Origin of the sequence: Paraeggerthella sp. (assembly GCF_048427265.1) — a bacterium.
Taxonomy (GTDB): Bacteria; Actinomycetota; Coriobacteriia; order Coriobacteriales; family Eggerthellaceae; genus Paraeggerthella; species Paraeggerthella hominis.
Genome location: NZ_DBFOSR010000051.1, coordinates 1 through 23,811 on the forward strand (window position 1 = coordinate 1; position 23,811 = coordinate 23,811).

General features: G+C 60.4%; 18 protein-coding genes. 13 read left to right on the plus strand and 5 right to left on the minus strand.

Annotated elements, in window-relative coordinates; all coding sequences use genetic code 11:
- Positions 1-569 (plus strand): YaaA family protein (locus ACMNI9_RS04855; RefSeq protein ID WP_418831070.1); only part of this gene is annotated, 569 nt, incomplete at its 5' end.
- Positions 570-709: 140 nt separating this feature from the next.
- On the opposite strand, the gene ACMNI9_RS04860 is transcribed toward ACMNI9_RS04855, so the two are convergent.
- A complete protein-coding gene (locus tag ACMNI9_RS04860; RefSeq protein ID WP_418831071.1) occupies positions 710-1,963 on the minus strand; it encodes a Fic family protein in 1,254 nt (417 codons plus the stop codon).
- Positions 1,964-2,397: 434 nt separating this feature from the next.
- Between ACMNI9_RS04860 and leuS the strand changes: the two genes are divergently transcribed.
- On the plus strand, positions 2,398-4,971 hold the full coding sequence (gene leuS, locus ACMNI9_RS04865; RefSeq protein ID WP_418831100.1) for a leucine--tRNA ligase: 2,574 nt from the start codon (positions 2,398-2,400) through the stop codon (positions 4,969-4,971).
- Positions 4,972-5,050: 79 nt separating this feature from the next.
- Here the strand turns inward: leuS and ACMNI9_RS04870 are convergent, their stop codons facing one another.
- A complete protein-coding gene (locus ACMNI9_RS04870; protein ID WP_114566291.1) occupies positions 5,051-6,865 on the minus strand; it encodes a flavocytochrome c in 1,815 nt (604 codons plus the stop codon).
- 238 nt (positions 6,866-7,103) lie between these two features.
- On the opposite strand from ACMNI9_RS04870, the gene ACMNI9_RS04875 reads away from it, so the two are divergent.
- The 3 genes from ACMNI9_RS04875 to ACMNI9_RS04885 all read left to right on the plus strand — a co-directional run bounded on the left by ACMNI9_RS04875 (position 7,104) and on the right by ACMNI9_RS04885 (position 10,409).
- Positions 7,104-8,507, plus strand: coding sequence for a response regulator transcription factor (locus ACMNI9_RS04875; protein WP_114566181.1), 1,404 nt, complete (start codon positions 7,104-7,106; stop codon positions 8,505-8,507).
- A gap of 35 nt (positions 8,508-8,542) precedes the next feature.
- Positions 8,543-9,598 carry an NADH:flavin oxidoreductase gene (locus ACMNI9_RS04880; RefSeq protein WP_418831073.1) on the plus strand — a complete coding sequence of 352 codons (1,056 nt, stop codon included), beginning with the start codon at positions 8,543-8,545 and terminating at the stop codon, positions 9,596-9,598.
- 160 nt (positions 9,599-9,758) lie between these two features.
- Entirely contained in the window at positions 9,759-10,409 is a 651-nt protein-coding gene (locus ACMNI9_RS04885; protein WP_114566183.1) for a SanA/YdcF family protein, read from the plus strand.
- Positions 10,410-10,441: 32 nt separating this feature from the next.
- Here the strand turns inward: ACMNI9_RS04885 and ACMNI9_RS04890 are convergent, their stop codons facing one another.
- Both ACMNI9_RS04890 and ACMNI9_RS04895 read right to left on the minus strand, forming a co-directional pair.
- Positions 10,442-11,134, minus strand: coding sequence for an aspartate/glutamate racemase family protein (locus ACMNI9_RS04890; protein ID WP_216528720.1), 693 nt, complete (start codon positions 11,132-11,134; stop codon positions 10,442-10,444).
- 29 nt (positions 11,135-11,163) lie between these two features.
- Positions 11,164-12,795, minus strand: coding sequence for a helix-turn-helix domain-containing protein (locus tag ACMNI9_RS04895; RefSeq protein WP_216528721.1), 1,632 nt, complete (start codon positions 12,793-12,795; stop codon positions 11,164-11,166).
- Between the two features lie 220 nt (positions 12,796-13,015).
- Here ACMNI9_RS04895 and ACMNI9_RS04900 point away from each other — a divergent pair, with 220 nt between their 5' ends.
- The 4 genes from ACMNI9_RS04900 (at position 13,016) to nrfD (ACMNI9_RS04915) (ending at position 17,318) form a co-directional block, all read left to right on the plus strand.
- Positions 13,016-13,645, plus strand: a complete 630-nt coding sequence (locus ACMNI9_RS04900; protein ID WP_231088230.1) for a molecular chaperone TorD family protein — start codon at positions 13,016-13,018, stop codon at positions 13,643-13,645.
- 75 nt (positions 13,646-13,720) lie between these two features.
- A complete protein-coding gene (locus ACMNI9_RS04905; protein WP_418831074.1) occupies positions 13,721-15,910 on the plus strand; it encodes a molybdopterin-containing oxidoreductase family protein in 2,190 nt (729 codons plus the stop codon).
- A gap of 1 nt (position 15,911) precedes the next feature.
- Positions 15,912-16,445, plus strand: a complete 534-nt coding sequence (locus ACMNI9_RS04910; protein WP_216528723.1) for a 4Fe-4S dicluster domain-containing protein — start codon at positions 15,912-15,914, stop codon at positions 16,443-16,445.
- A gap of 6 nt (positions 16,446-16,451) precedes the next feature.
- The gene (gene nrfD / locus ACMNI9_RS04915) at positions 16,452-17,318 is read left to right on the plus strand and encodes an NrfD/PsrC family molybdoenzyme membrane anchor subunit (protein WP_418831076.1); all 867 of its coding nucleotides are present in this window, start codon (positions 16,452-16,454) and stop codon (positions 17,316-17,318) included.
- A 151-nt stretch (positions 17,319-17,469) separates the two neighbouring features.
- On the opposite strand, the gene ACMNI9_RS04920 is transcribed toward nrfD (ACMNI9_RS04915), so the two are convergent.
- Positions 17,470-18,987, minus strand: a complete 1,518-nt coding sequence (locus ACMNI9_RS04920; protein ID WP_418831102.1) for a LuxR C-terminal-related transcriptional regulator — start codon at positions 18,985-18,987, stop codon at positions 17,470-17,472.
- A gap of 203 nt (positions 18,988-19,190) precedes the next feature.
- On the opposite strand from ACMNI9_RS04920, the gene ACMNI9_RS04925 reads away from it, so the two are divergent.
- From ACMNI9_RS04925 to nrfD (ACMNI9_RS04940), 4 genes are all read left to right on the plus strand, one after another.
- Positions 19,191-19,889, plus strand: coding sequence for a molecular chaperone TorD family protein (locus ACMNI9_RS04925; protein WP_418831077.1), 699 nt, complete (start codon positions 19,191-19,193; stop codon positions 19,887-19,889).
- A gap of 148 nt (positions 19,890-20,037) precedes the next feature.
- The gene (locus ACMNI9_RS04930) at positions 20,038-22,233 is read left to right on the plus strand and encodes a molybdopterin-containing oxidoreductase family protein (protein ID WP_418831079.1); all 2,196 of its coding nucleotides are present in this window, start codon (positions 20,038-20,040) and stop codon (positions 22,231-22,233) included.
- Position 22,234: 1 nt separating this feature from the next.
- A complete protein-coding gene (locus ACMNI9_RS04935) occupies positions 22,235-22,771 on the plus strand; it encodes a 4Fe-4S dicluster domain-containing protein (RefSeq protein ID WP_123191033.1) in 537 nt (178 codons plus the stop codon).
- A gap of 7 nt (positions 22,772-22,778) precedes the next feature.
- On the plus strand, positions 22,779-23,645 hold the full coding sequence (nrfD, locus tag ACMNI9_RS04940; protein ID WP_418831081.1) for an NrfD/PsrC family molybdoenzyme membrane anchor subunit: 867 nt from the start codon (positions 22,779-22,781) through the stop codon (positions 23,643-23,645).
- The last annotated feature ends 166 nt before the right edge of the window (positions 23,646-23,811 follow it).

Below are 23,811 nucleotides of genomic sequence, written 5' to 3' on the forward strand. Positions count from 1 at the left end.
TCCGCACGATGGACGTGTCCGGTGGCGCGGGCTCGCTTGTTCCGGCGGTACTTGCGTACGAAGGCATCCAGTACCAGCATCTTGCTCCGCACGTTATGACCGCCGCTCAGCTGGAATACGTGCAGGAGCATGTGCGCATCCTGTCGGGTCTTTACGGCGTGCTGCGTCCGTTCGACGGCGTGGCGCCGTATCGCCTTGAGATGCAAGCCAAGTTGGCGGTGGGCCCGGCGCGCACCTTATACGAGTTTTGGGGCGATTCGCTGGCGCGCGCATTGGCTTCGGAGGCTGACGTTGTGGTGAATTTGGCTTCGGTCGAATATGCGAAAGCGGTGCTTCCGCATGCGAAGCGTCTTGGCTTGCAAGCTGTCACGTGTTTGTTTGGTATGATCGATGCGAGCGGTCGCCTGGTGCAGCGTTCGACGGCTGCCAAGGCGGCGCGCGGTTCCATGGTGCGCTGGTGCGCCGAATGCGCCGTCGAGTCCGTCGCTGATCTGCGCGCGTTCGACGTAGCTGGCTATGCGTTCGACAAGGCGCGTTCTACTGACGACTGTCTGGTGTTTGTGCAGTAGGAGGCAGAAAGCGTTCGCGGCGATCCTCACTTTGCGAATCAGCGTCGGGCCGGCGGGCGAGCGTCTGATGTCCTTGACGGCTCGCGGATTTGGGCGCCCTCTTTCGGCTCGGCTAACTCCTTTTGCGGTTTTGCGTACGGCTAGCGAATCTCGACCGCGTTCGCCACGCCGAACGTCTCTTCACCCTGGCGGCTCAGTTTGAACTTGAGCGGTCGGCGGCTTGTCGTTTCAGCAAGATCGGCCTGCTCTAGCTCGGATGCGTACTTGCGAGCGCTTTGGGCTGTGACTTCAAGGTGCGTCGCGGCGTCCTGCAGCGTCACGTCCGCGTTCGCGCCGAAAAGCGACACCTGCACCACTTGGTACAGCAAATTACATGCCCGCTCCGACAAGTCAAACTCAGCGCGCACGCTGCCGAGTTTTTCTTCGGCTTTCATCAGCGCTTCCCGCTTTGCCTGCAGTTCGGCTACCAGTTCGTCTTGAGCCGTCCTGATCAAATTCATCATTTGCAGCACGAAGAACGTGCCCTCGGCATGGTTAAGGGGGTGCTCAGTTACCGAAAACGCCTGGTAGTACACTCCTTTATGCTCGGCGATAACGCGCGAAAGCGATAGCGTGGTGGGTAGGGACAACGGGCTGCTCAAGTGCAGCGCCAGCAAGAATCGGCCCGTTCTCCCGTTTCCGTCATAAAAGGGGTGGATGTACTCGAACAGGTAATGCGAAAGCAGCGCACTGTACAGTTCCGGCACTTCCTCGGAATTGACCAGCCTGATCATAGCGTTGAGATACGAGATTATGGCGGATTCGGGTTGCACGCCACGATGGACGATCCGTTGCGAGGACGCCTTGACGTCCACGCCATCGGCGCGGAACAGCTGGCCGTCAAGCGCGTCGCCCGAGTCGAGCGTACCCGCCACGACGGCGTCGTACAGCGCACGGATGTCCTCAGGAGTCTTGGGCGGCACGACATCGCCGCTCGTCAGGCCAAGGTACAGGTGAGCGAATTCCATGAACTGCTTTGTCCGCCGATTCTCCCCGACAGGCTGCTCGATGCTGTCGATAGCCTCCCTGATCTGCTTGCGCGTGCTGCGAACGCCTTCCATTTCGTTCGTGCATACCACTTCGTCGACGATGAGGTTGCGTACGTAAGCGCCCTGCGCAATGCCGGGTAAGGCACTCCATGATCTTGACACCTTGCGCTCGGCGCGAAGAACCTGCTCCGTGACAAGAGACAGCTCGCGCGGCACGGCAAGAAAAAGCTCGCCTGTCTCTACGTTGATCCCGGTCCTGAATGACGAAGCGGCCGTGAGGCGCTTGCGGGCTTCACACTCGTTTTCGCCCTTGCGATCGCTCGAAGCGTCTTCGTAAAAGAGCCTGTCCATTCTTTTGTATGCCATACCGTAAGACCTTCTTTCGAATGCTTTTCACGATTTTAACGCATGTTAATACTATCTAATAGTGAAAAATCTCAATATTTCACTATTAGATAGTATTGCAGAATACTTTATGATGAATACGCCTGTCCGGTAGCGGTTGGCTAACAACTTAAAACACAGGCCAACGCGAAGGGGCTCTCGACGACGTCGAGGAAGCTTGCGAAGGGGGCGCGGCTTCGATCTGCTGACGCAGGAGAGGCCTTGTTCGTCCGCTTGCGATTAAAACGATCGAGGTCTGCGCGCAAGAGTTTGATTGCCCCTGCGAAGTCGTGAAGTCGATCGATAACGCTTCGCTTTCGCGCCGCAATCACTATAATGGGAGCATTCGCGAATAAACGACCCTCTGCGCGGACGCGCGCGGGCGGTGCCGACCTGACGAGGAAAGCAACATGACCATGAAACCTTACAATCCGCACGAGATCGAACCCCGTTGGCAGCAGGTATGGGCCGACACTGACCTCAACAAGGTGACCGAGGATGCCTCGAAGCCTAAGAAGTACGTGCTCGAGATGTTCCCCTATCCTTCGGGCGACATTCACATGGGTCACGTGCGCAACTACACCATCGGCGACGTGATCGCCCGCTACTCCAAGATGCGCGGCTTCGACGTGCTGCATCCCATGGGCTGGGACGCGTTCGGCCTGCCGGCGGAAAACGCGGCCATCAAGCACAACAGCCACCCGGCTACGTGGACGTACGCCAACATCGAAACCCAGAAGGCCAGCTTCAAGCGCATGGGCTTCTCGTACGACTGGGACCGCACCGTGGTGGCGTGCGATCCTGAGTACTATCGCTGGGGCCAGTGGATTTTCCTCCAAATGTGGAAGAAGGGCCTGGTCGAGCGCCGCAACAGCCCGGTGAACTGGTGCCCGAACTGCGAAACCGTGCTGGCGAACGAGCAGGTGACCGAGGGCGAGTGCTGGCGTTGCCACGGCGCGGTGGAGAAGCGCGACCTGACGCAGTGGTACTTCAAGATTACCGACTACGCGCAGGAGCTCCTCGACGACTTGGATCAGCTGGACGGTTGGCCCGATCGCGTCAAGCAGATGCAGGCGAACTGGATCGGTCGCTCCGAGGGCGCGGAAGTCACGTTCACGTTGTGCGGTGCCGGCGGCGAGGTTCCGGCCAACCCGACCGATGACGATCTGATCACCGTCTTCACCACGCGTCCTGATACGTTGTTCGGCTGCTCGTTCTTCCTGCTGGCCCCCGAGTACAAGGGCCTGATGAGCTTGGTCGAGGGCACGGAATACGAACCTGCCGTCCGCGAGGTGGTCGAACAGGCGTCCAAGGTGAGCGCTGTCGAGCGCGCGCAGGGCGATCGCGAGAAGCACGGCGCGTTCACCGGCCGTTACATGGTGAACCCCATCAATGGCGAAAAGGTGCCGGTGTGGGTTGCCGACTACATCGTGAGCGATTACGGCACCGGCGCGGTCATGGCTGTTCCGTGCGGCGATCAGCGCGACTTCGAGTTCGCGCGCAAATACGACCTGCCCATCATTCCCATCATCTTGGGCGAGGACGACCCGCTGTTCGATCAGCTGAACGGGGTGCAGGATCGTCGCGTCACCTCGGTCGATTGGGACCATGCCTACGATGCCGAAGGCGTGCTGGTGCAGTCCGGCAAGTACACGGGCATGGTGGGCGGCAAGCACAGCCCGGCGGTTGACGCGATCATCGCCGACCTCGAAGCGGCCGGAAAGGGCCGCACGAAGGTCGAGTTCCGCCTGCGCGATTGGCTTATCAGCCGTCAGCGCTATTGGGGCAATCCCATTCCTGCCGTTCACTGCCCGACCTGCGGTTTGGTGCCCGTGCCCGAAGAGGATCTTCCGGTGCGCCTGCCCGAGGACATCGATTTGGCTGCTGGCGAGACGCTGGCTACCCACGAGGGCTTCGTGAACACGACGTGCCCCGTGTGCGGCGGCCCGGCTAAGCGCGAAACCGACACCATGGACACGTTCACGTGCTCGAGCTGGTACTATTTGCGCTACACCGACCCTCATAATGACGAGCTGCCGTTCGATCCTGCGAAGGCGAACCGTTGGATGCAGGTTGATCAGTACATCGGCGGCATCGAGCATGCCATCCTGCACCTCCTGTACAGCCGCTTCTTCACGAAGGTGCTGCGCGATTTGGGACTGCTGAACGTGGACGAGCCGTTCGCGAACCTGCTGTGCCAGGGCATGGTAAAGGACGAGCACGGTGAGACCATGTCGAAGTCGAAAGGCAACGTGATTGCGCCTGAGGACATGATCGCCGAATACGGAACCGATGCCGTGCGCGCATACATCCTGTTCATGGCTCCGCCTGACAAGGATCTGCTGTGGGACGAAGGCGGCTTGGCTGGCATCTACAAGTTCATGAACCGCGCGTGGCGCATCGTGTGCGACCTGATGGGCACCGCCGATGAAGAAACGCTGTTCCAAGCGGGATCTTCGGAGGACGAGGGCAAGAAGGCTCTTGAGAAGCTGGTACGCGAGCGCCATCGCGTGGTGGGCAAGGTGGCCGATGACTTCGATCGCAACAACTTCAACACGGCGCTTGCCGCCATCATGGAGCTGACGAATGCGGCGAGCGATTACCTGCGCAAGTGCTCCGCGGACGAGCGCGCCGCAAGCGCGTTCTCACAGACGTTCGATCGCGAGGTTGCCGAGGTTATCGTCAAGCTTATGGCTCCGTTTGCCCCGCATTGGGCCGAAGAGCTGTGGCATGACGCACTGGGCAACGAAGGCTCGGTGCATGTGCAGCTGTGGCCCGAGTTTGATCCCGAGCAGGCGAAGGCTGACGAAGTGGAGCTTGCAGTTCAGGTGAACGGCAAGGTGAAGGCGAAGATCACGGTTGCTGCCGATGCCGCCGAAGACGATATCAAGGCCGATGGTTTGGCTGCCGTCGAGGCTGCTTTGGCAGGCAAGGACGTCAAAAAGGTTGTTGTGGTTCCCGGTCGCTTGGTCAACATCGTAGCGAAGTAGGGCGGCAGGCAAGATGGATAATGCGAAAGCGGCTCGGGTATCCGAGCCGCTTTCGTTGAGGGGGGGGGTCGATGAGGCGTTATCCCACGTAGTCGGCGGCGTTGTTTCCCGCTACACGACCAAACGTGTAGATGTCTGCCATGGATGTGGATCCTAGGCGGTTTGCCCCCATCTTGTGGCCGGCCACTTCGCCTGCAGCGAAGAGTCCGGGAATGGGATTGCCGTTCGCGTCGAGCACCTCGGCGTTCGCGTTGATGTGCAGGCCTCCCATGGTGTAATGCACGGCCGGCTTGTACGCCATGATGTAGTAGGGCGGCGTATCGATCTTATGCATGGTTCCGCGGTAGGCGAAATCGGGATCGGATCCTGCGTCTACGTAACTGTTCCATTGCTCGATTGTCTTTGCGAGCGCGGCGGCATCGATGCCGAAAGGTTCGCAGGCTTCTTCAAGCGTATCTGCTTTCGTACAAAGATTCCGTGAAACGAGGTTTTCAAATTCGTCTGCATGGATGTCGACCACTTTAGTCTCGTCTGCAGCCGCCTGATCCCAGATTTCGTAAGCGCGTTCGTCGGTCTGTTTGAGAATGGCTTTGGACAAAACGTCTCGTCGGCCAAGTTCTTCGACGAAGCGTTTTCCTTCCTTGTTAAACATGACCGTGCGTTCGTCCAGGCGCATGTCGTCCAAATACAGCAGCGCTCCGGTGTTTACATCGCAGATGGGATAGGTTTGGATGAGTTCCATATCTACGAGCTCGGCACCGATAGCGGATGCCATGGTAAGTCCGTCTCCCTGCGCTCCTACCGAATCGGTTGAATTGAATTGCTTCCCAAACTCAGGATTTGCCTGCTCGCGCATTTCGACGTTTGCGCCAAACCCGCCGCATGCCAGTACGACGGCTTTACATTCGAAGGAGTATTCGTTACCGGTGACGGTATTCGTTGCCTTGATGCCGCCAATGCCTCCATTCGCATCTTGCACGAGCGCGGTTGCTTTCGTGTTGTCGATGAGCGTGATGTTATCGATTGACTGGGCCCGGGCGGTCAACTTGGTCGTCATGGCGTTGCCTATGTGTCCCGAAGGAATGATGGAGCGCTTGACCGAGTGGCCGCCGAAGAACAGAAGGTTGTGCTCCCAAGATATTCCTCCTTCGTAAGTGAGCCATTGCGCTGCGTCGTACACGCCGTTTGCGATGACGTTCACTAGGGCAGGGTCGCCGCGGTGGTCCCCGCCTTCTAGCATGTCATTCGCCAGCTGTTCGGAGCTGTCGCTTAATCCTGAGTTTTGCTGGATCCAATTGCCGGGCACGGCCATCTCTCCTCCGGACAATGCGGTGGAGCCCCCGAATACTCCTAGCTTCTCCATGAGCAGTACCTTCTGGCCCTTGTTGGCCGCGCTAATGGCGGCAGTAAATCCTGCGCCGCCTGTACCCACGACTACAATATCAAACGCTGTGGGTATATCGCTCTCTGGCTGTTGCACGGCTCTGTCGCGTTTCTTCCATTCGGATGACTTCTCTCCTGCCTTGTCAAGTGCTTCAGCAACGGCGGTGAGGTACGCCATGCTGGATAGCGAGGCGCCCGTCACGACGTCAACGTTCAACGTTTGATTGTCGACGATGAGCTTGCCCAGCTTTTTCATGCACACATCGCCCAATCCTGCGGACTCGCGAGAATCTAATACATCAATACGTTCGATAGCGCCATCTTTCGAGACAACCTCGATCTGTATGGCGCCGTGCTTTCCCATGCCGCTGCCGACGGTTGCGATGCTTGCGTCGGCGGACCGCTCTTTCGCGGCGCTTCCTGATGACGTGCATCCGCCCAATGTCAACGCGCCTCCTGCCGTCGCTAACGCAGCACCCGTAAGAAACTGTCTACGTGAAAGTCCTGCCATCTTGTTCATCCTCCTTGTTGTATCCGGTCCCGCCTCCCATGGTGCGCCACCTTTTTTGGTCGCGCTGTTCGGGACGACGAGAACATAGCACCGCAGTACCGCATCGGATGGACGCCGAAGGGGTTCAATGTGTAACCCAGCCTTGGTTTAAATAGGTAACCCTAGGCAAAACGCTCGGTGCATCATGCTTTTTCAGGGTAAGATGAAAACCCGAAATTGCAGGAAGGGGAGGTTCTGCATGAAGGAGTTGTGCGGTTGTTGGAAGAATGTGTTTACGCGCATCGGGACTATGCCCGTTGCGTTTCTCGGTATTGGATTGTACCGTGCGTGGCTTGCAACTTTTTTTCGGTACGATGCATTTCCGACCGTCGACTTTTTTGATTATGCGTTGTTCGAGGGAGCCATAGGCGTTGCGTCGTTTGCAGTTGTTTTTCTTGCGCGTCGCGTTACTCCTCTCTGGTCGAACCGGGTGGCGGTGGGCCTGGTTGCCTTCGGCATGGTGGGCGGGTCGGCGCTGTGCGCCATTGCATGCTTCTGGGTGCAGATTGCGGCGCTCAAGTATCTTGGGCTTATGTTGGCGGGCGCGGGGCTTGGGCTGCTCATTCTCATGTGGACGGAGTTTTTTGGATCACTTAATCCTATGCGTGTTGCTGCCTATTATGCCGCGGCTATTTTTTTGGGAGAGGTGTTAAAGTGGCTGTTTAGTGGACTTGAACCTGCATATATCGTCGTATTCTCTTTAACTCTTCCGCTCGTTTCCCTTGATTGGGTGCGCCGTTCTATGAAGCATTTACCAGAAATCGACCTGCCTAAACCTATGGGTAAAGCAGGGATTTCCGAAATTCCCTGGAAACCGATTGCTCTCATGGGGATATGCACGTTTGCGACAGGGTTTGGGGTTCTTCCTGATCAGCCCTTGGCGGCAGGAAATACTGTGGGTACGATGTCGGTTGCGGCGTTTGTGTTTTTTGGCGTCCTTTCATCGTCGAGGTGGTTTAATTTCGACATCATATACCAACTGGCGTTTCCTCTCATGATCGTGGGGCTTCTGCTCATTGCTCCGCAATTCTCGCTTGATTCGAAAACAGTAGCGGGTTGCTACGATGCAGGTTATACCATGCTGTCCATTTTCATTATGATTGTCTTGAGCAACATCACGTACCGATTCGATATTGCAGCTGCTTGGTTGAATGGTATTGAACGTGGTATTCGCTATCTGGTGGAAGCAGGGGGCTGGAGTTTGTTTGCGGTCACTTCTTTCTATTTGTCAAAAGATACTGTAACGGCAATCCATCTAGGAATCGTAGCGGTTGTGGCGCTGGCGTTCACGGTGCTGTTTTTTACGGAAAAACGGCTATCTGCCAAGTGGGGCATCAATTTGAAACAAACCTCCGACGGCGATGACGTGTTCTCGCCGGGATTGCTTGCTATGCGCGTGTCCGATTTGTCGCGCGAGCATAATTTGAGCCCGCGTGAGGAAGAGGTGTTGCAGTTGCTCGCGCGCAAAGGAACTTCAGCGCAGATCGAGGAAAACTTGTTCGTAGCACGCGGTACGGTGAAAGCGCATACGAGTCGCATTTATCGCAAACTCGGAGTCCACAGCCGGGACGAGCTTTATGAGCTGCTGGGCATTGGGGATTGACGAATACGGAAACGCATAGCAAGGGGGGCGGCTTGATGGGCACGTTGTTCGAAAAGCTGGAGATAGGGGCGTTGCAAGCGCGGAATAGGTTCGTGCGCGCGGCAACTTACGAAGGATTGGCTACCGACGATGGACGCATGACCCCAGAGCTCCGAGCTGTTTACGAGGAGCTTGCCAGCGGCGAGGTGGGCACGATCATCGTGGGCTACGCGTACGTCACGCGCGACGAGCAGCCGAACCCGCGCATGCTTGGCATCTATGACGACTCGTTCGTTCCCGCGTACCGTGCGTTCGTTGACGACCTACACGCTCGCGGCGCGCGCGTTGTTTCGCAGATCGTGTACGGCGGCTCGGCCACCAGGCTCGATCCGCCCAGCACGCGAATCCTCGGGCCGTCTTCCGTTGCCAATCCGAAGACCGGCATCGTTCCCGTGGAGGCGACGAACGCCGATCTGCAAGCGCTTGCGTGCGCGTTCGCGGACGCGGCTGAACGTGCCCAGGCCGCAGGGTTCGACGGTGTGGAGCTGCATGCGGCGCACGGCTACGTGCTCAGCCAGTTTCTAAGCCCGCTGTTCAACAAGCGTACAGACGGGTACGGTGGCTCCCTTGAGCATCGCGCCCGCTTCCTAACAGAGGTTGTCGATGCCGTCCGCGATCGAGTGGGCAAGGCGTTTCCGCTGATCGTGAAGCTGAACAGCTCCGACGGCGTGGAGGGCGGCTTGACCGAAAGCGAAAGCGCAGAAGTGGCGAAGCTGCTTGAGGCGCATGGCGTGTCGGCTATCGACGTAAGCGGAAATTGGCGCTCCTGCCGGGTGAAAGACTATGCGGGCGAGCCGTTCTTCGCTTCCTACGCGCAGTGTCTTGCACGTGAGCTCGACATACCTGTGATCTTGACGGGCGGCAACCGCAGCTTTGCTGCGATGGGTCGCCTTGCAATGGAAGGCGGCATCGCGGGCTTCGGCTTGTGTCGCCCGCTTATTTGTGAGCCGTACCTTGTGCGACGCTGGAGCGCCGACCCGAATGCCGTGCCGCGTTGCGTATCGTGCAACGGATGCAGTTCCTCGCCCGGCCATCGCTGCATAGTGCCGTAGGCGTTTCGCATCGGCGCTTTCCGGCTGCTTTGGCTCGCAGTTTGCGTGGATTCCCCCTTGAGTTTCGATGGCAACGCCGATGTTGCAGCGCACGGGCACCCCTCGTTTGCTATCATCGACGCCTATGGCAAAGGCGAAGAAACATGGATGGGTAAAGGCGATGCTGGGTGCAGTGCTCGGATGCGTGCTTGCGGTTGGGGCGGTGTTCGCGATAACGAACGTCGTGACCGTGGTCACGGCGAAAGGGAGCATCGTAGACTCGCAGGAGGCGATTGGCTACGATGCCGACGCCATAGTGGTGCTGGGCGCATCCGTGTTCGCGGACGGAACGCCGTCGAGCATTTTGCAGGACCGGCTTGACGACGGTATCGCTTTGTACCGATCCGGCGTTGCTCCGAAGCTGATCATGAGCGGGGACAATAGCACGATCGCGTACAACGAAGTCAAGGCCATGAAAGACTATGCCGTTTCCCAGGGGGTTCCTAGCGAAGACGTGTTCTGCGATCACGCTGGGTTCTCCACGTACGAGAGCATGTACCGCGCCAAGCACGTGTTCGGCGCGCAGCGCATCGTGGTGGCCACGCAGACCTACCATCTGTATCGAGCGCTCTATGCGGCACATGGCCTGGGGCTTGAGGCTATTGGAGTTCCGAGCGACTATCGCACGTACGCGAAGCAGACCCAATACGATCTGCGTGAAATACCTGCGCGCACGAAGGATTTTTTCAAGACGCTGTTCGAGGTCCCGTCGACGTTCGTGGGCGATCCTATCAGCTTGGACCAATCGGGCGACGTGACCGAAGGCTACTGAGTCGATTCTCCGAACGGGAGAGGGCGATCCTGCTATTCGGGCCGACGCAGCGGTTCCCCGAATGCGGTGGCTCGCGTTCTTAAAAGCTCCAACAGCAGGGCGCAAGCTTCGCACTGCACGGCATCGAGCACGGGAATCCCTGCTGCGCGTTCGAGTTCCGGTGCCAATCCTATGGTAGCGAACCCGGTGCATGCCAACGCGATCGCCTGAGCTCCTTGCGCGGAGAGGCTTTCGACGGATTTCAGAGCGCTTGCTCGCCCTTCGGGAGTTTGCAGGTCAAGGGTGCTCTTCACTCCGGCGGGTACGACGTTTGCCAGCAGCTGCGGTCCCAGGATGCGGTCGAACGCTGGCGGAGCTTCGGGCGTGATGCCCAGAACGCCGACCGGTCCGTTGAAGCGCGCGGCGGCGGAAGCGGTGCTCTCGCCTGCGCCGACAACCGGGATGCGCACGGCTGCGCGCGCTTCGAGAACCCCGGGATCGTCCGCGCAGCTCACGATAATCCCGGCGACGCCCGCCTGCTCGAGTTCCTGGGCCAGGGCCGCCACTTTGGGCGCAGCTGCGCGTTTGGTGCGCGCGTCGTGCACTCCTTCGGGCTGGTCGGGGATGCAGCGCGACAGCGTTTTCACGCCGGGGATCCACTGTTCGATCAGTTGCCCGTGCGCGTCCACCTGGGCTTGCTCCTGCGTGATCACGCGAATAATGCCCATGGTGTACGCAGGACTCATATCGACCTCTTTCTTGCGGGGATCTGTTGTCATTCGTACCGATCGATCAAGTCGATCAGCTCCTGTTTGGAGTGTAGCGCAGTTTTTTCCAGAATGCGCCGCGTGTGCGTGCGGATGGTGCTTTCGGATACGAACAAGGCATCCGCGATGACCTTCGCCGATCGCCCGCGCGCCAGGTACGGAAGCACTTCCGCTTCGCGGCGCGTCAGGCCGTAGTACTCGGCTATCTGGTCGTAGACGCGCTCGCTGGCCGACTCCGCCTCCGCCTCGCTCATGGATCCTGCTCCGGTGGCGGCGGGCTTCGTATCAGGCTGTTCAGGCGCTTCCGCAGCCATGCGATTTGCGCTTCGGGCGGGCGCTTCCGCAGCGTTGACCTGCGGCGCTGGCATTGCGGCGGCAATCTGGCCCGTGAGCGTTGCGGACGCGTCGCCGATGTTTGCGGAAGTACTCTTCTCCTGTCGAGCGTCTGCTTCCTGGAAGAAGAACGAGAATCGATGGCGCGTGCTTTGAAGCACCAGGAGCATGGCGAGCACGTACACGGCGCCCACGGAGATGCCCACGATCAACATGGACGGTCTTTCCGGGATGAGCATGATCACGTACCCGATGCCAATGCCTACAAGTCGTGCGATGATGGACAGCGCTCGCACGATGCCGCCGATCACGAAACCCGACACTGCGAAGTCGTAGGCGGTCGAAACCACCATGTACCATATAATGACGTCGAACATGCCGTAGCCGGTGCTCATGATAACGTTGAGCATGACCGGGTTCGACTCCCAGAACAGCGGCATGATGGCGAACAAAACGACGATACCGGGCACGATCACGCGAAACGCGAAGGAAAGATCGATGCGCTTTCGCGCCAGCAGCACGAGCGCAATCAGCCCTGCAGCTGCGATGATATTGGCGATCAAGGGCAGCCGGTGCGCGTCGTCCGCCGACCCAACCGAAACGACCGTCATCTGCCAGACGAAGCCGAACAGGCACGAAAGAACCAAGCTGGATACGATCAGGCTCACCAGCGATCCGAGCGCGGTGCGGTACCGATCCGAATTGGCGTTGCTGGCGTAGCGCCCTTCGGGAACCTCTTGCTTGCATCGCGCAAGGCAAAGCTGGGAAAGAACGGGCAGGGGAGCTATAAGCAGGAGCGCGGGGACGCCTCCGTGATCCGAGCAGATCGAGATCACGACGAACAGCGAAGCCGTTAGCAGCAGCACGACGGGGATGTAAAACGACGTGCGCGAGGGGTGCATGCGTCCCAGGTACTCCGCCCAGCTTCCCCAGTAGTAGCCGTACCCGGCGCCCGCAAGCACGGCGCCCGTGACGATAGGGACGGCAAGAGCCGATTCCGGTAGCAATCCCATGCTAGCTAGAGGACCCGATCCCGACAGCAGCACAAGCCCGATAATGATGAGCGCGGTGAACGCCCCCGGCTTCAAGCGGTCGTAAAACGCAGGGTTTCGTTCGATGCGCGAGGCGATCAGAAACAGCGTTGTCATGTTCGCTACGAACGAGACGATGACGATAAGCGTTTGGCACGACGTGTTGTCGGCAGGCCCCTCCAGAAGAAGAGAACTGCGAAACGTCAGCATGCTGCACGCCCAAAAGAATGCGAGTCCCACGTGATGCGGCCGCAGCGTTTTCCAGATCATGCGCATGCTTCGCCGATCTGCATTGATACGCGAGTTTCCAACCATGAATCGATGCCCCCCGATAGCGTTCCGCCTCGTTGCGGTTGTAGCTGTACACCGTGATTGCCTACGTGTTCTATTGCTTGTCACACTATAGTTTACCAGCCAAAACGCAGAATCATCAGAAACTGATGATATGTAAGCAAGCTGCTGGATTTAGCCTTTTTCGCGACGAGAAAGGACGCTAGTGAATTCCCAAGAGCAATCCAACAAGGCGCTCATGCACGCTTGCGCCGCGGCCGCTTTGCTGTTCACGAGAATGGGTGAAGACGGGTTCACCGCTGCAAGCGAGCGACGTGCATGGGAGGGCATGGCGGCGTGCGCGGGCGTGGTTATCGAAGCGCCTTCGGCCGATGCGCGCCATGCGGTTGAAAGCGAGCTGCTTGTGCCGGGGCTGCCCCTGGCCGCTATGCCGGTGGAATCGCTTTACAAGCCGTGGCGGGCGCCCGACGGAACCGTGCGTGCGTCGCGCGGACTGTACGGCGGCGAAACGGCGGGTCACGCGCAAGCGTTGTTCGATGCGTGCGGTTTGGAGATTCCGCAGGAGTTCTCGGCGATGCCGGACCACCTGTCGTTGCTCTTGGAGCTGCTGGCGCTTTTTCTCGAGGTTGGCAACGATCAGGCTGCGGACAACCTGATCCGGGATCACTTCGATTGGCTGGGCGAGTACGATGCCGCTTTGCGCGACCGTGCAGAGCGCGCCGCCGACGCCCCCGCTTTCGACGAAGCCAAGCGCCGCGCCCTTGCGGAGGGGATCGCCTTTCTGCGGACGCTGACGACGGCGGTCGATAAAGCGGTGCATGCTCGGCTTGCGTAGCCGCTTCGATTCTGGGGCCAACAGGGAGGAGGCTGCGGGCTTGCTCGCGGCGAAGACGAGATGGTAGGAGGAGAAATGTTCGATTCAACGGTTTCGCGCAGAACGTTTCTAAAGGGATCGGCCGCCGCCGCATCGGTTGCAGCGGTCGGGTCTCTTTCGCTGGGCGCTTGGAGCGCCGAGCGCGCGAATGCGGCCGGGGGCGAGCGGGGCACGGCGCCTTCGCTGTGCAACGGATGCTCGAGCAAGTGCGGCCTGATGGCAACTACGCTGGGCGGGACGCTGTTCACACTGAGCGGCATCGAGCAGCATCCGTATTCCAAGGGCAAGCTGTGCGCTCGCGGACATGGCTTCGCGCAGATGGCGTACAACGAGGAACGCGTGACGCAGCCGCTGCGGCGTACGGAAAGCGGTGAATTCGAGCCCATCGATTGGGACACCGCGTTCAGGGAGATCGGCGAAAAAGTAAAGGCAATCGTGGCTGCGAACGGCCCCGAGTCGCTTGCGCTCGTTCACGATCCGCGCCCGTCGGGCAAGTATTACACGAAGCGCTTCATGAACGCTCTGGGATCGGCGAACGTCTACACGCATGCGGCGGCGTGCAACCTGTCCAAAGAAGCCGGCTTGACCGAAACGATCGGCGCGTCGAACTATTCGGTTGACTTCGGATCGTGCAAGATGGTCCTGTTCATCGGCCGCAGCTACGGCGACGGCATTCGTCCGTCCCATGCTATGAGCTTGGCGGATGCTGCCGAGGCCGGCACGCGCGTGGTCATCGTAGATCCGCGCCTGAACAACGCGGGCATCTTCGCCAGCGACTGGGTGCCCGTCAACCCCGGCACCGACCTGGCGCTGCTCATGGGCATCTGCAACGTGCTCATCGAGGAAGACCTGTACGATCATGATTTCATCGAGCAGCATACGGTGGGCTTCGAGGAATTCGCCGCGCAGGCGAAGGAGTACACGCCCGAATGGGCCGAGAAGATCTGCGACGTGCCCGCCGATCGCATTCGCGAACTGGCGCAGGCTCTTGCGAAGGCGGCCCCGGCTGCCGCGGTGGAGGCCAGCTGGCGCGCTGCGTTCGGTTGCGCGTACAAGAACTCTTTCGACACGGCACGCGCGGTGACTGCGGTGAACGCGCTTCTGGGCAGCTGGGGCGCGAAGGGCGGTGCGCTCATCACCTCCTCGCCGAAGGCCGGCAAGATAGCTGACGAGCGTTTCGCCGAGCCGCCGAAGCCCGAAGCGAAGCGCATCGGCGACAAGGAGTACGGTGCGGTTAGCAGCTCCGGCTCGAACATCGCCGCGCTTGAGGCTGCGCTGGACGGCCGCGTCAAGGGCATGTTCTTCTACAACTCCAACGCGGCGAAGGGCTATGCGCAGCCCAAGGTGTGGTCCGAGGCGTTCGATAAGCTTGACCTGGTGGTTTCCATTGACGTGCAGATGTCTGAGACGGCTATGCAGGCCGATTACGTGCTGCCGGAGTGCACGTACCTGGAGCGCATGGAGGCGCCGGATTACATTGGCGGCAAGAAGCAGTTCGTGGCTTTGCGCGCCCAGGTGATCGATCGCCTGCATCCCGAAACCAAGCCCTGCGACGAGATTTTCGCCGGCCTGGCTCAGGCGTGCGGCGTGGGTCAGTACTTCGACTTCACGGTTGAGGAGCTGGCGAAGGCCGAGCTTGACACGCTGGGCGTGAGCTTCGACGAGCTTAAAGAAAAGGGCATCGTGGACGTGACGTCCAAGAAGTTCGAATACGGTGTGCCGAAGTTCAAGACGCCGACGGAAAAGTACCAGTTCGTCAGCGAGAAGGCGGGCAACGCGGGCTTGAACCCGGTAATCGGCTACGTGGAGCGCCTGGTCATGCCGCAGGGCGATCAGCTGCACTTCATCGGCGGCAAGCAGTCCATCCACTCGCACACCATGACGCAGAACGTGGAGTCCCTGAACGCCATTTCGCGCGAATACAACCTTGAGCGCGTGTGGATGAGCGCGAAGGACGCGGCCGATCGCGGCATCGCTGACGGCGACTTGGTGGAAGTGTCGTCTAGCGAGCATACCGGCCAGGTGCGCGCGAAGGTCACGGAGCGCCTCAAGCCTGGCGTGCTGTACCTGCCCACGCACTACGGCGGAACGTCGCCGTACCAGACGCGCGCGTACGAGTACGGCATCAGCATGACGGAGTTCGTGCCGTTCCACGGCGGCGAGCCGGGCGTCGGCTCGACCATGAGCCAGGAAGTGGCGGTCACGGTGAAGAAGGTGGAGGCGTAAGATGGCTCGTTACGGAATGCTCATCAACACGAAGAAATGCGTGGGATGCTACGCGTGCCGCGTGGCGTGCCAGATGATCAATGGCCTGGATCCTGACAAGGCGTTCATCCATTACGAAGAGCTGGAAACGGGGGCGTATCCCAACGTGTACGCCGAAAATGTGCCCGTGCAGTGCATGCACTGCGAGGACGCTCCGTGCCAGTCGGTGTGCCCGACGGGCGCCACGTATACTACCGATTCGGGCGTGGTGCTGGTTGAAGAGGGGAAATGCATCGGCTGCAAGTACTGCATGGCCGCGTGCCCCTACGGCGTTCGCGTGCAGCTGCACTCGGGCGTGGTGGAGAAGTGCCGTTTCTGCTGGTACGAGGGCGAGCCGGGCAACCCGCCGGCGTGCGTGGGCACGTGCATCACGAACGCTCGCATCTTCGGCGACCTGGACGATCCCAACAGCGAGATCAACCAGGCTATCGCGCGCTACAACGCTCAGCCTCTTGCGAGCGACCTGACCGAATCCAAGATCTTCTACGTGAGGTGATGAACAATGGTATGGGGACCCCTTATCGCTTGGTACCTGTTCCTGGCGGGCGCGTCGGCCGGCGCGTTTCTAACGGCTGCTTTCGTGGAGGCGAAGTATCCTGACAGCACGAAGATGCGCATCGCCGGACGTATCATCGCGCCTATCTTTCTGGGCATCGGCCTGATCATGCTCATGATCGATGCCGAGGCCGGGCTGCACAACCCGTTGCGGTTCGTGTACTTGGTCATGAACCTCGGATCGGTGATGACTTTGGGCGTGTACTTCATCTGCGTGTTCATGCCGGTTGCCCTGGCGGCGGCGCTGCTGGAAGTGCTCAAGAAGCCCGTGCCGAAGTGGCTCACCTGGATCGGCGTGGTGGCGGCGTTCGCCGTGGCGGCCTATACCGGCTTCCTCTTGGGCGTGGTGAAGGCGTATCCGCTGTGGAACAACGCCGTGCTGCCCATCCTGTTCGTGGTGTCGGCGCTGTCGGCCGGTTTGGCTGCCACCAGCTTCGTGGGACTGATCGTTGACCGCGAGCGTTTCGAGCAGATGTGGCTGGTCAAGAAGTCGCACGTCATCTTGTCGGCTATCGAGCTGGTGGTGCTGTTCACCATGCTGGTGATCGTGTCCGCCGGAAGCTACGAGGGCGCGGCGTCCGTTCAGATGCTGCTGACTGGGCAGTATGCCGTGCCGTTCTGGATTGGCATCGTCCTGTTCGGCTTGGTGCTGCCCTTCGCGATCGAAGGCTATCCGGTGTTCATCACCAAGCGCGTCGAAACCTCGATGACCTCTATGGTGGTGAGCGTCATCGGCGAGGCGGGCGTGTTGGTGGGCGGCTTCCTGTTGCGCCTTTTGGTCGTGATGGCCGCGCTGCCGGTGGCGTACCTGTAGCGCACCGCCGCGCGATCGCTGCTGCAAGCCCCTCCTTGAAGGACGTCGCCTTTTCCGGGCGGCGTCCTTTTTCGATTGCGACGTACTTTTCGAGGCCGGGTTGGGGGCACGGCGGCGAAGCTCCGGAGTCTCGGATTCTTCGTTTCGCGCGTTAGCGGTACGTTTCTATAAGGTCGATGATCTGCTGCTTCGAGTGCAGCTCGGTCTTTTCCAGAATGCGTCGCGTATGGGTGCGAATGGTGTTCTCCGACACGAACAGCGCTTCGGCGATGACCTTGGCCGATCGTCCGCGTGCCAAGTAGGGAAGCACTTCCGATTCGCGACGGGTCAAGCTGAAGTCCTCGGCGATCATGTCGTAGATAGCCTGGTCTGAACTCGGCGAATTCGGCGCAGGAGAAGCTTGAAGTCCTGGCGTTTCGGGCCGTGCGTGCGGCGGCGCGGTTTGCGGCTTCGACGCGTCGGCGGCGGACTCGATGCGCTTTGCAGAGCTTCCCGCCGTCGTCGCACCCTCGGACTTTTTGCGCGCGACGTAGAAAAGGCCCAGCATAGCCAGCACGTATACGCCTCCGGTGGACACGCCGACGATGAGCATGGAGGGAGTGCCGGGAATGAGCATGAGCAGATACCCGATGCCGATGCCCACCAGTCGCGCAAGGATGGACAGCGCCCGTACGATGCCGCCCACCACGAATCCCGACACAGCGTAATCGTAGGCGGTCGAAGCCACCATGTACCAGATGATGACGTCGAACACGCCATAGCTTGCGCTCATCACAACGTTAAGAACTACCGGGTTCGTCTCCCAGAAAAACGGCATGACGGCGAACAGGACTACGATGATGGGAACGATCACACGGTACGCCAGCGCCAGATCCATTCGCTTGTTCGCGTAGAGCACCAAGCCGATGAGCCCGACCGCCACCGCAAGATCTGCGACGAGTGGGATCTGATGGGCTTCGTTGACCGAGCCGACCGACAGCACGGTCATTTCCCATACGAACCCGAACAGCAGCGACAATACCAAGCTTGCCACGATAAGCGTTACCAGCGAGCCGAGCGCGGAAAGGTACCGCTTGGACGTTGTGGCGCTTGCATGGCCTCCGTCAGGGGCTTCGTCGCGGCAGCGGTGCAGGCACGCCAGCGACAAAACAGGCAGCGGGACCATGAGCGCAAGAGGCGGCATGCCGGCAAGTTCGGCGGCAAACGAGATTGCCAGGAACAGCGCTGCGCTCACCAGAAACGCCGCCGGGATGTAAAACGAGGTTCGTGACGGGTGCATGCGTCCCAGGCATTCCGCCCAGCTTCCCCAGTAGTATCCGTAGCCGATGCCGGTCAGCGCGCCGCCGCCTGCGAGCAGCACGATCATCGCTCCTTCGTTTTCCGTGCGCCCCGCGCTTGCAAGGGCGACGATGCCCGCTATGATGCATGCGCAGAACAGCTTCCCGGGAAGCCGGTCGATAACGGAGGGGTTGCGTTCCATGAAGGCGGCCATGGCGAAGAGCGTGGTCATGTTCGCTACGAACGAAACCAGCACGACAAACGTTTCGTACCCGGGCGTGTTCGCCGGGCCCGCAAGCAGAATGGAGCTGCGGAACGTGAGCATGCTGCATGCCCAGAAAAACGCCAGCCCGACATGGCGAAGCCTCAGCGTTTTCCATACCATGCGCATGCTGCGCCGCCCGCGTGTGGCGATCAGCGGATCGCTCAAAAGCTTACCTCCTTGCAGTGACGCGCTTCGACGAGTGTGCGCCCTTGATTGTAATTTCCTAATAATGGCTTATCTACCAGGCAAAATGTCTAAATCACCAAAAACTGATTACCTGCCGAGTTTTCCAGATGCCTACGATTGTCCCGACGAGAGAGGACGAGATCATGCGGGCGGAACTGGCTTTGGCACGTACATTATCACTTATTGCACCTCTGTTCACATGTTTAAGTGAAGAGGAATACGCACAGGTTCTGCAAAGCGGTGCGGGGGAGTGCGCGCGAAGCGCCGCGCGCAGCTTGGCTCGGTCGGCCGAGGAGGCCGATTCGTGGGAGCGAGCGCTGTCGGCGCCGTTCGACTGGCCCTATCGTGCCGCGTTTCAGCGTAACGTGCTTGCGTCCGGGATGCCGCTTGCGGCGCTGCCCGTGGAGTCTTTGTACAAGCCGTGGTCCCAAGAGCCGGGCAACGGCTATGGGGCATCGCGCGGTTTGTTCCTGGGGGATTCCGCCCAGCATATTCAGGCCGTGTACCGCTCGCTCGAGATCGACGTTCCCGCGCGGTTCGCGGCTGCTCCCGATCATCTTTCGCTGCTGCTGGACCTGCTGGCTTTGTACGTGCAGTGCGAAAACCGCGTTGCTGCGCGCGATCTTGTTGCCGACCACTTCGATTGGCTTGGGAGCTACGACAAGGCTCTTTCCCGTCGGGCTGAAGAAGCGCCGTTGCTGTTCGGCTCCGATGCTCATGCTCATGCCGATGCGCTTGACGCGGTGCTGCGCGGTATCGCGCAGGTGCAAGCGCTGCTCGGCGTGACGCAGCGCTTGGCAAACGAGGTTGTCGCGCGATCAGGTCAGCCTGCGCTGGCGTGAGGGCTCTTCCGGCAGTTCGACGCATGCGCGCGTCGAACCGTTCCAAGTGATCATCCGCTGCGTGCAGCGGTGTTCAAGGGTTCAAGGCGTTTCGACGCCGATAGACGAGCGAAGACGAGATTTGACAACAGGGAAAGGAAGAGGCGAAATGTTCATTTCGGATGTTTCAAGGCGAACGTTTCTGAAGGGAACCGCGGCGACGGCGGCCCTTGCAGCAGCGGGTTCGCTTTCGGTGGGCGCTTGGCGCGCTCAAGCTGCCGAAGCCGGCGGACAAACAGGCAGGGCGGTGGAGGCTCCGTCGTTGTGTAACGGGTGCTCGAGCAAATGCGGGCTGGTTGCCACAACGGTTGACGGGCGGTTGTGGACGCTGCGCGGCAACGAAATCCACCCGTACGCCCAAGGCCGCATCTGCGCCCGCGCCCATGGCTTGGCTCAGTTGGCGTATTCCGACGAGCGCGTGACCCAGCCGCTGCGCCGCAAGGAGGATGGCTCGTTCGAGCCCATCGACTGGGACACTGCGTTTGCCGAGATTGGGCAGAAGGTGAAGGACGTCATCGCTCAAAGCGGACCGGAGTCGTTGGCCATCATCCAGGATCCGCGCCCGTCGGGCAAGCAGTACTCCAAGCGCTTCATGCATGCGCTGGGCTCGCCGAACGTGTACGCGCATTCCTCGTCATGCAACCTGTCGAAGGAAAGCGCCTACCAGCTGACCATCGGAGCTACGGGTTTCTCGAACGATTTCGCCAACGCGAAGATGGTCATGTTCATCGGTCGCAGCTACGGCGACGGCATCCGCCCGTCGTCGGTGCATAGCTTGGCCGACGCCGCCGAGCACGGAACGCGCGTGGTCGTGGTGGACCCGCGCCTGAACAACTCCGGCATTTTTGCGAGCGACTGGGTTCCCATCAACCCCGGAACCGATCTGGCGCTGCTCATGGCCATGGCGAACGTGCTTATCGAGGAAGACCTGTACGACCATGACTTCGTCGAGCAGTACACCTACGGCTTCGACGAGTTCGCCGCGCAGGCCAAAGAGTACACGCCGGCCTGGGCGCAGGAAATAACCGACGTGTCGGCCGAGCGCATCAAGGAGCTGGCCCGTGCTATGGCCGCCGCCGCGCCCGCTGCGTCTATCGAGTCTGGATGGCGCTCGGTTATCGGCTGCTCGTACAAGAACTCGCTCGAAACGGCGCGTGCCATCACGGCGATCAACGCCCTGCTGGGCAGCTGGGGCGCGAAGGGCGGCGCGCTGATCACGTCCTCGCCCAAGGTTGGCGCCCTTGCTGACGCTCGTTTCGCCGAGCCGCCGAAGCCCGAGGCGAAGCGCATCGGCGACAAGGAGTATCCGCTGGTGCTTTCAAGTGCGGGAACGAACGTGGCTGCATTGCAGGCAGCGCTTGACGGACGACTGAAGGGCCTGTTCTTCTACAACTCCAACGCGGCGAAGGGCTACGCGCAGCCGAAGGCGTGGACCGAGGCGCTGAGCAAGACCGATCTTGTGGTGACCATCGACGTGCAGATGTCCGAAACGGCGCTCCAGTCCGATTACGTGCTGCCCGAGGTGACGTATCTCGAGCGTTTGGAGCTGCCCGAATTCGTGGGCGGCAAGAAGCACTTCGTGGGCATGCGCACGGTGGTCTTGGACCGGATTCATCCGGAAACGAAGACGTGCGACGAGATATTCAACGGCTTGGCGCAGGCATGCGGCGTAGGGCAATTCTTCCAATTCACGGCCGAAGACTGGGCTGCTGCGCAGCTGGCGACGGTGGGCGTCGACATCGAGGATTTGAAGCGCGAGGGCGTGATGGAGCTTCCCGCCGCCCCCTTCGAGTACGGTCCTCCGAAGTTCAAGACGGCATCAGGCAAATTCGAGTTCAAGACGGACAAGTTCGCCGAAGCAGGGCTCAACCCGGTGATCGGCTGGATTCCGCGCAAGGTGGCGTTCAAGGAAGGGGAGTTCGCCATCGTCGGCGGCAAGCAGGGCATTCACTCCCACACCATGACGCAGAACATCGAAGCGCTGCATGCCATTTCGCGCGAGTACCACATGGAGCGGCTGTGGATGTCGGCCAAGGACGCTCAGGACATAGGCGTTGAAACCGGCGATACGGTCGAGGTGTCGTCAAGCGAGCACACCGGCCAGGTGGAAGTTCGCGTGACGCAGCGCCTCAAGCCGGGCGTGGTGTTCCTGCCCACGCATTACGGTGGGGATTCCCCTGCTCAAACGCGCGCGTATCAGTACGGCATCAGTCTGACCGATTTCATTCCGCTTGATGCGGAACCGGGCGTGGGCTCGATGATGAGCCAGGAAGTGGCCGTTACGGTGAAGAAGGCGGGGGCGTAACATGACACGGTACGGAATGCTCATCAACACGAAGAAGTGCGTGGGATGCTCGGCGTGCCGCGTGGCGTGCCAGATGAAGAACCATCTGGAGCCGACGGAGTCGTTCATCAAATATCACGAGATCGAAACGGGGGAGTACCCCAACGTGTACAACGAGGTTGTGCCCACCCAGTGCATGCATTGCGAGGATGCGCCGTGCGCGGCTGTTTGCCCGACGCATGCCACCTACATCACTGATTCCGGCGTGGTGCTGGTGGATGCGGAAAAGTGCATCGGCTGCAAGTACTGCATGGCCGCGTGCCCTTACGGCGCGCGCATCGTGCAGGAGTCAACTGGCGTGGTGGAGAAGTGCCGCTTCTGCTGGGACGGCCAGAATCCGGGCAACCCGCCTGCGTGCGTGGGAACCTGCATTTCGGGCGCGCGCATCTTCGGCGACCTGGATGATCCCAACAGCGAGATCAACCAGGCTATCGCGCACTACCATGCGCAGCCGCTCGCTGACAATCTGACCGTTTCGAAAATCTATTACGTGAGGTGATGAAGCCATGGTTTGGGGACCTATGATCGCGTGGTACCTGTTTTTGGCCGGCGCGTCGGCGGGCGCGTTTCTAACGGCCGCGTTCGTCGAGGCCAAGTACCCCGAAAGCGTGAAGATGCGCGTGGCCGGGCGCATCATCGCGCCCATCTTTCTGGGCATCGGCCTGCTTATGCTCATGTTGGACGCTGAAGCCGGGCTGCACAACCCGCTGCGCTTTTTCCTGCTTGTTTCCAATCCCGGGTCGGTTATGACACTGGGCGTGTACTTCATCTGCATCTACATGCCCGTTGTTCTGGCGGCTGCGGTGCTTGAGCTTCTGAAGCGCCGCGTGCCGAAGTGGCTCATGTGGATCGGCGTCGTGCTCGCGTTTGCCGTGGCGGCTTACACGGGCTTCCTGCTGGGCGTGGTGAAGGCGTTCCCGCTGTGGAACAACGCCATTTTGCCCATCCTGTTCGTGGTGTCGGCGCTGTCGGCTGGTTTGGCGGCAACGTCGCTGGTGGGGCTTATCGTGGATCGCGAGCGCTTCGAGCAGATGTGGCTCGTTAAGAAGTCGCATGTGATTCTGTCCGTTGTCGAGATCGTGGTTCTTGCGACGATGCTGGTCATCGTGAGCGCTGGCAGCTACGAAGGCGCCGCGTCGGTGCAGTCGCTGGTGGCTGGCCCGTACGCGCCGGCGTTCTGGGGCGGCATCGTGCTGTTGGGCCTGGTGGCGCCGCTTTTGATCGAGGGCTACCCGGTGTTCATCGCGAAGCGCGTGGAAACGTCCACGACCTCGCTTGCGGTGAGCGTGGTGGGCGAGGCCGGCGTGCTGGTGGGCGGCTTCCTGCTGCGCCTGCTGGTTATCCTGGCAGCGCTTCCGGTTATGTACTTGTAAGCATATTCGTGCATCCGCCGGGTTTCTCGGCGGATGCGAAGGCGGCCCGCGCTTCCCCCTCCTGCGGCGCCGTCGATCTTCCTCCTTGGGGCGCCGCGACTTTCTCCCCTTTCTCTTCGCGGCGCCCCCTCGTATTCTTCGCCGTCGCTCGTCGGCTTTGGCCGCA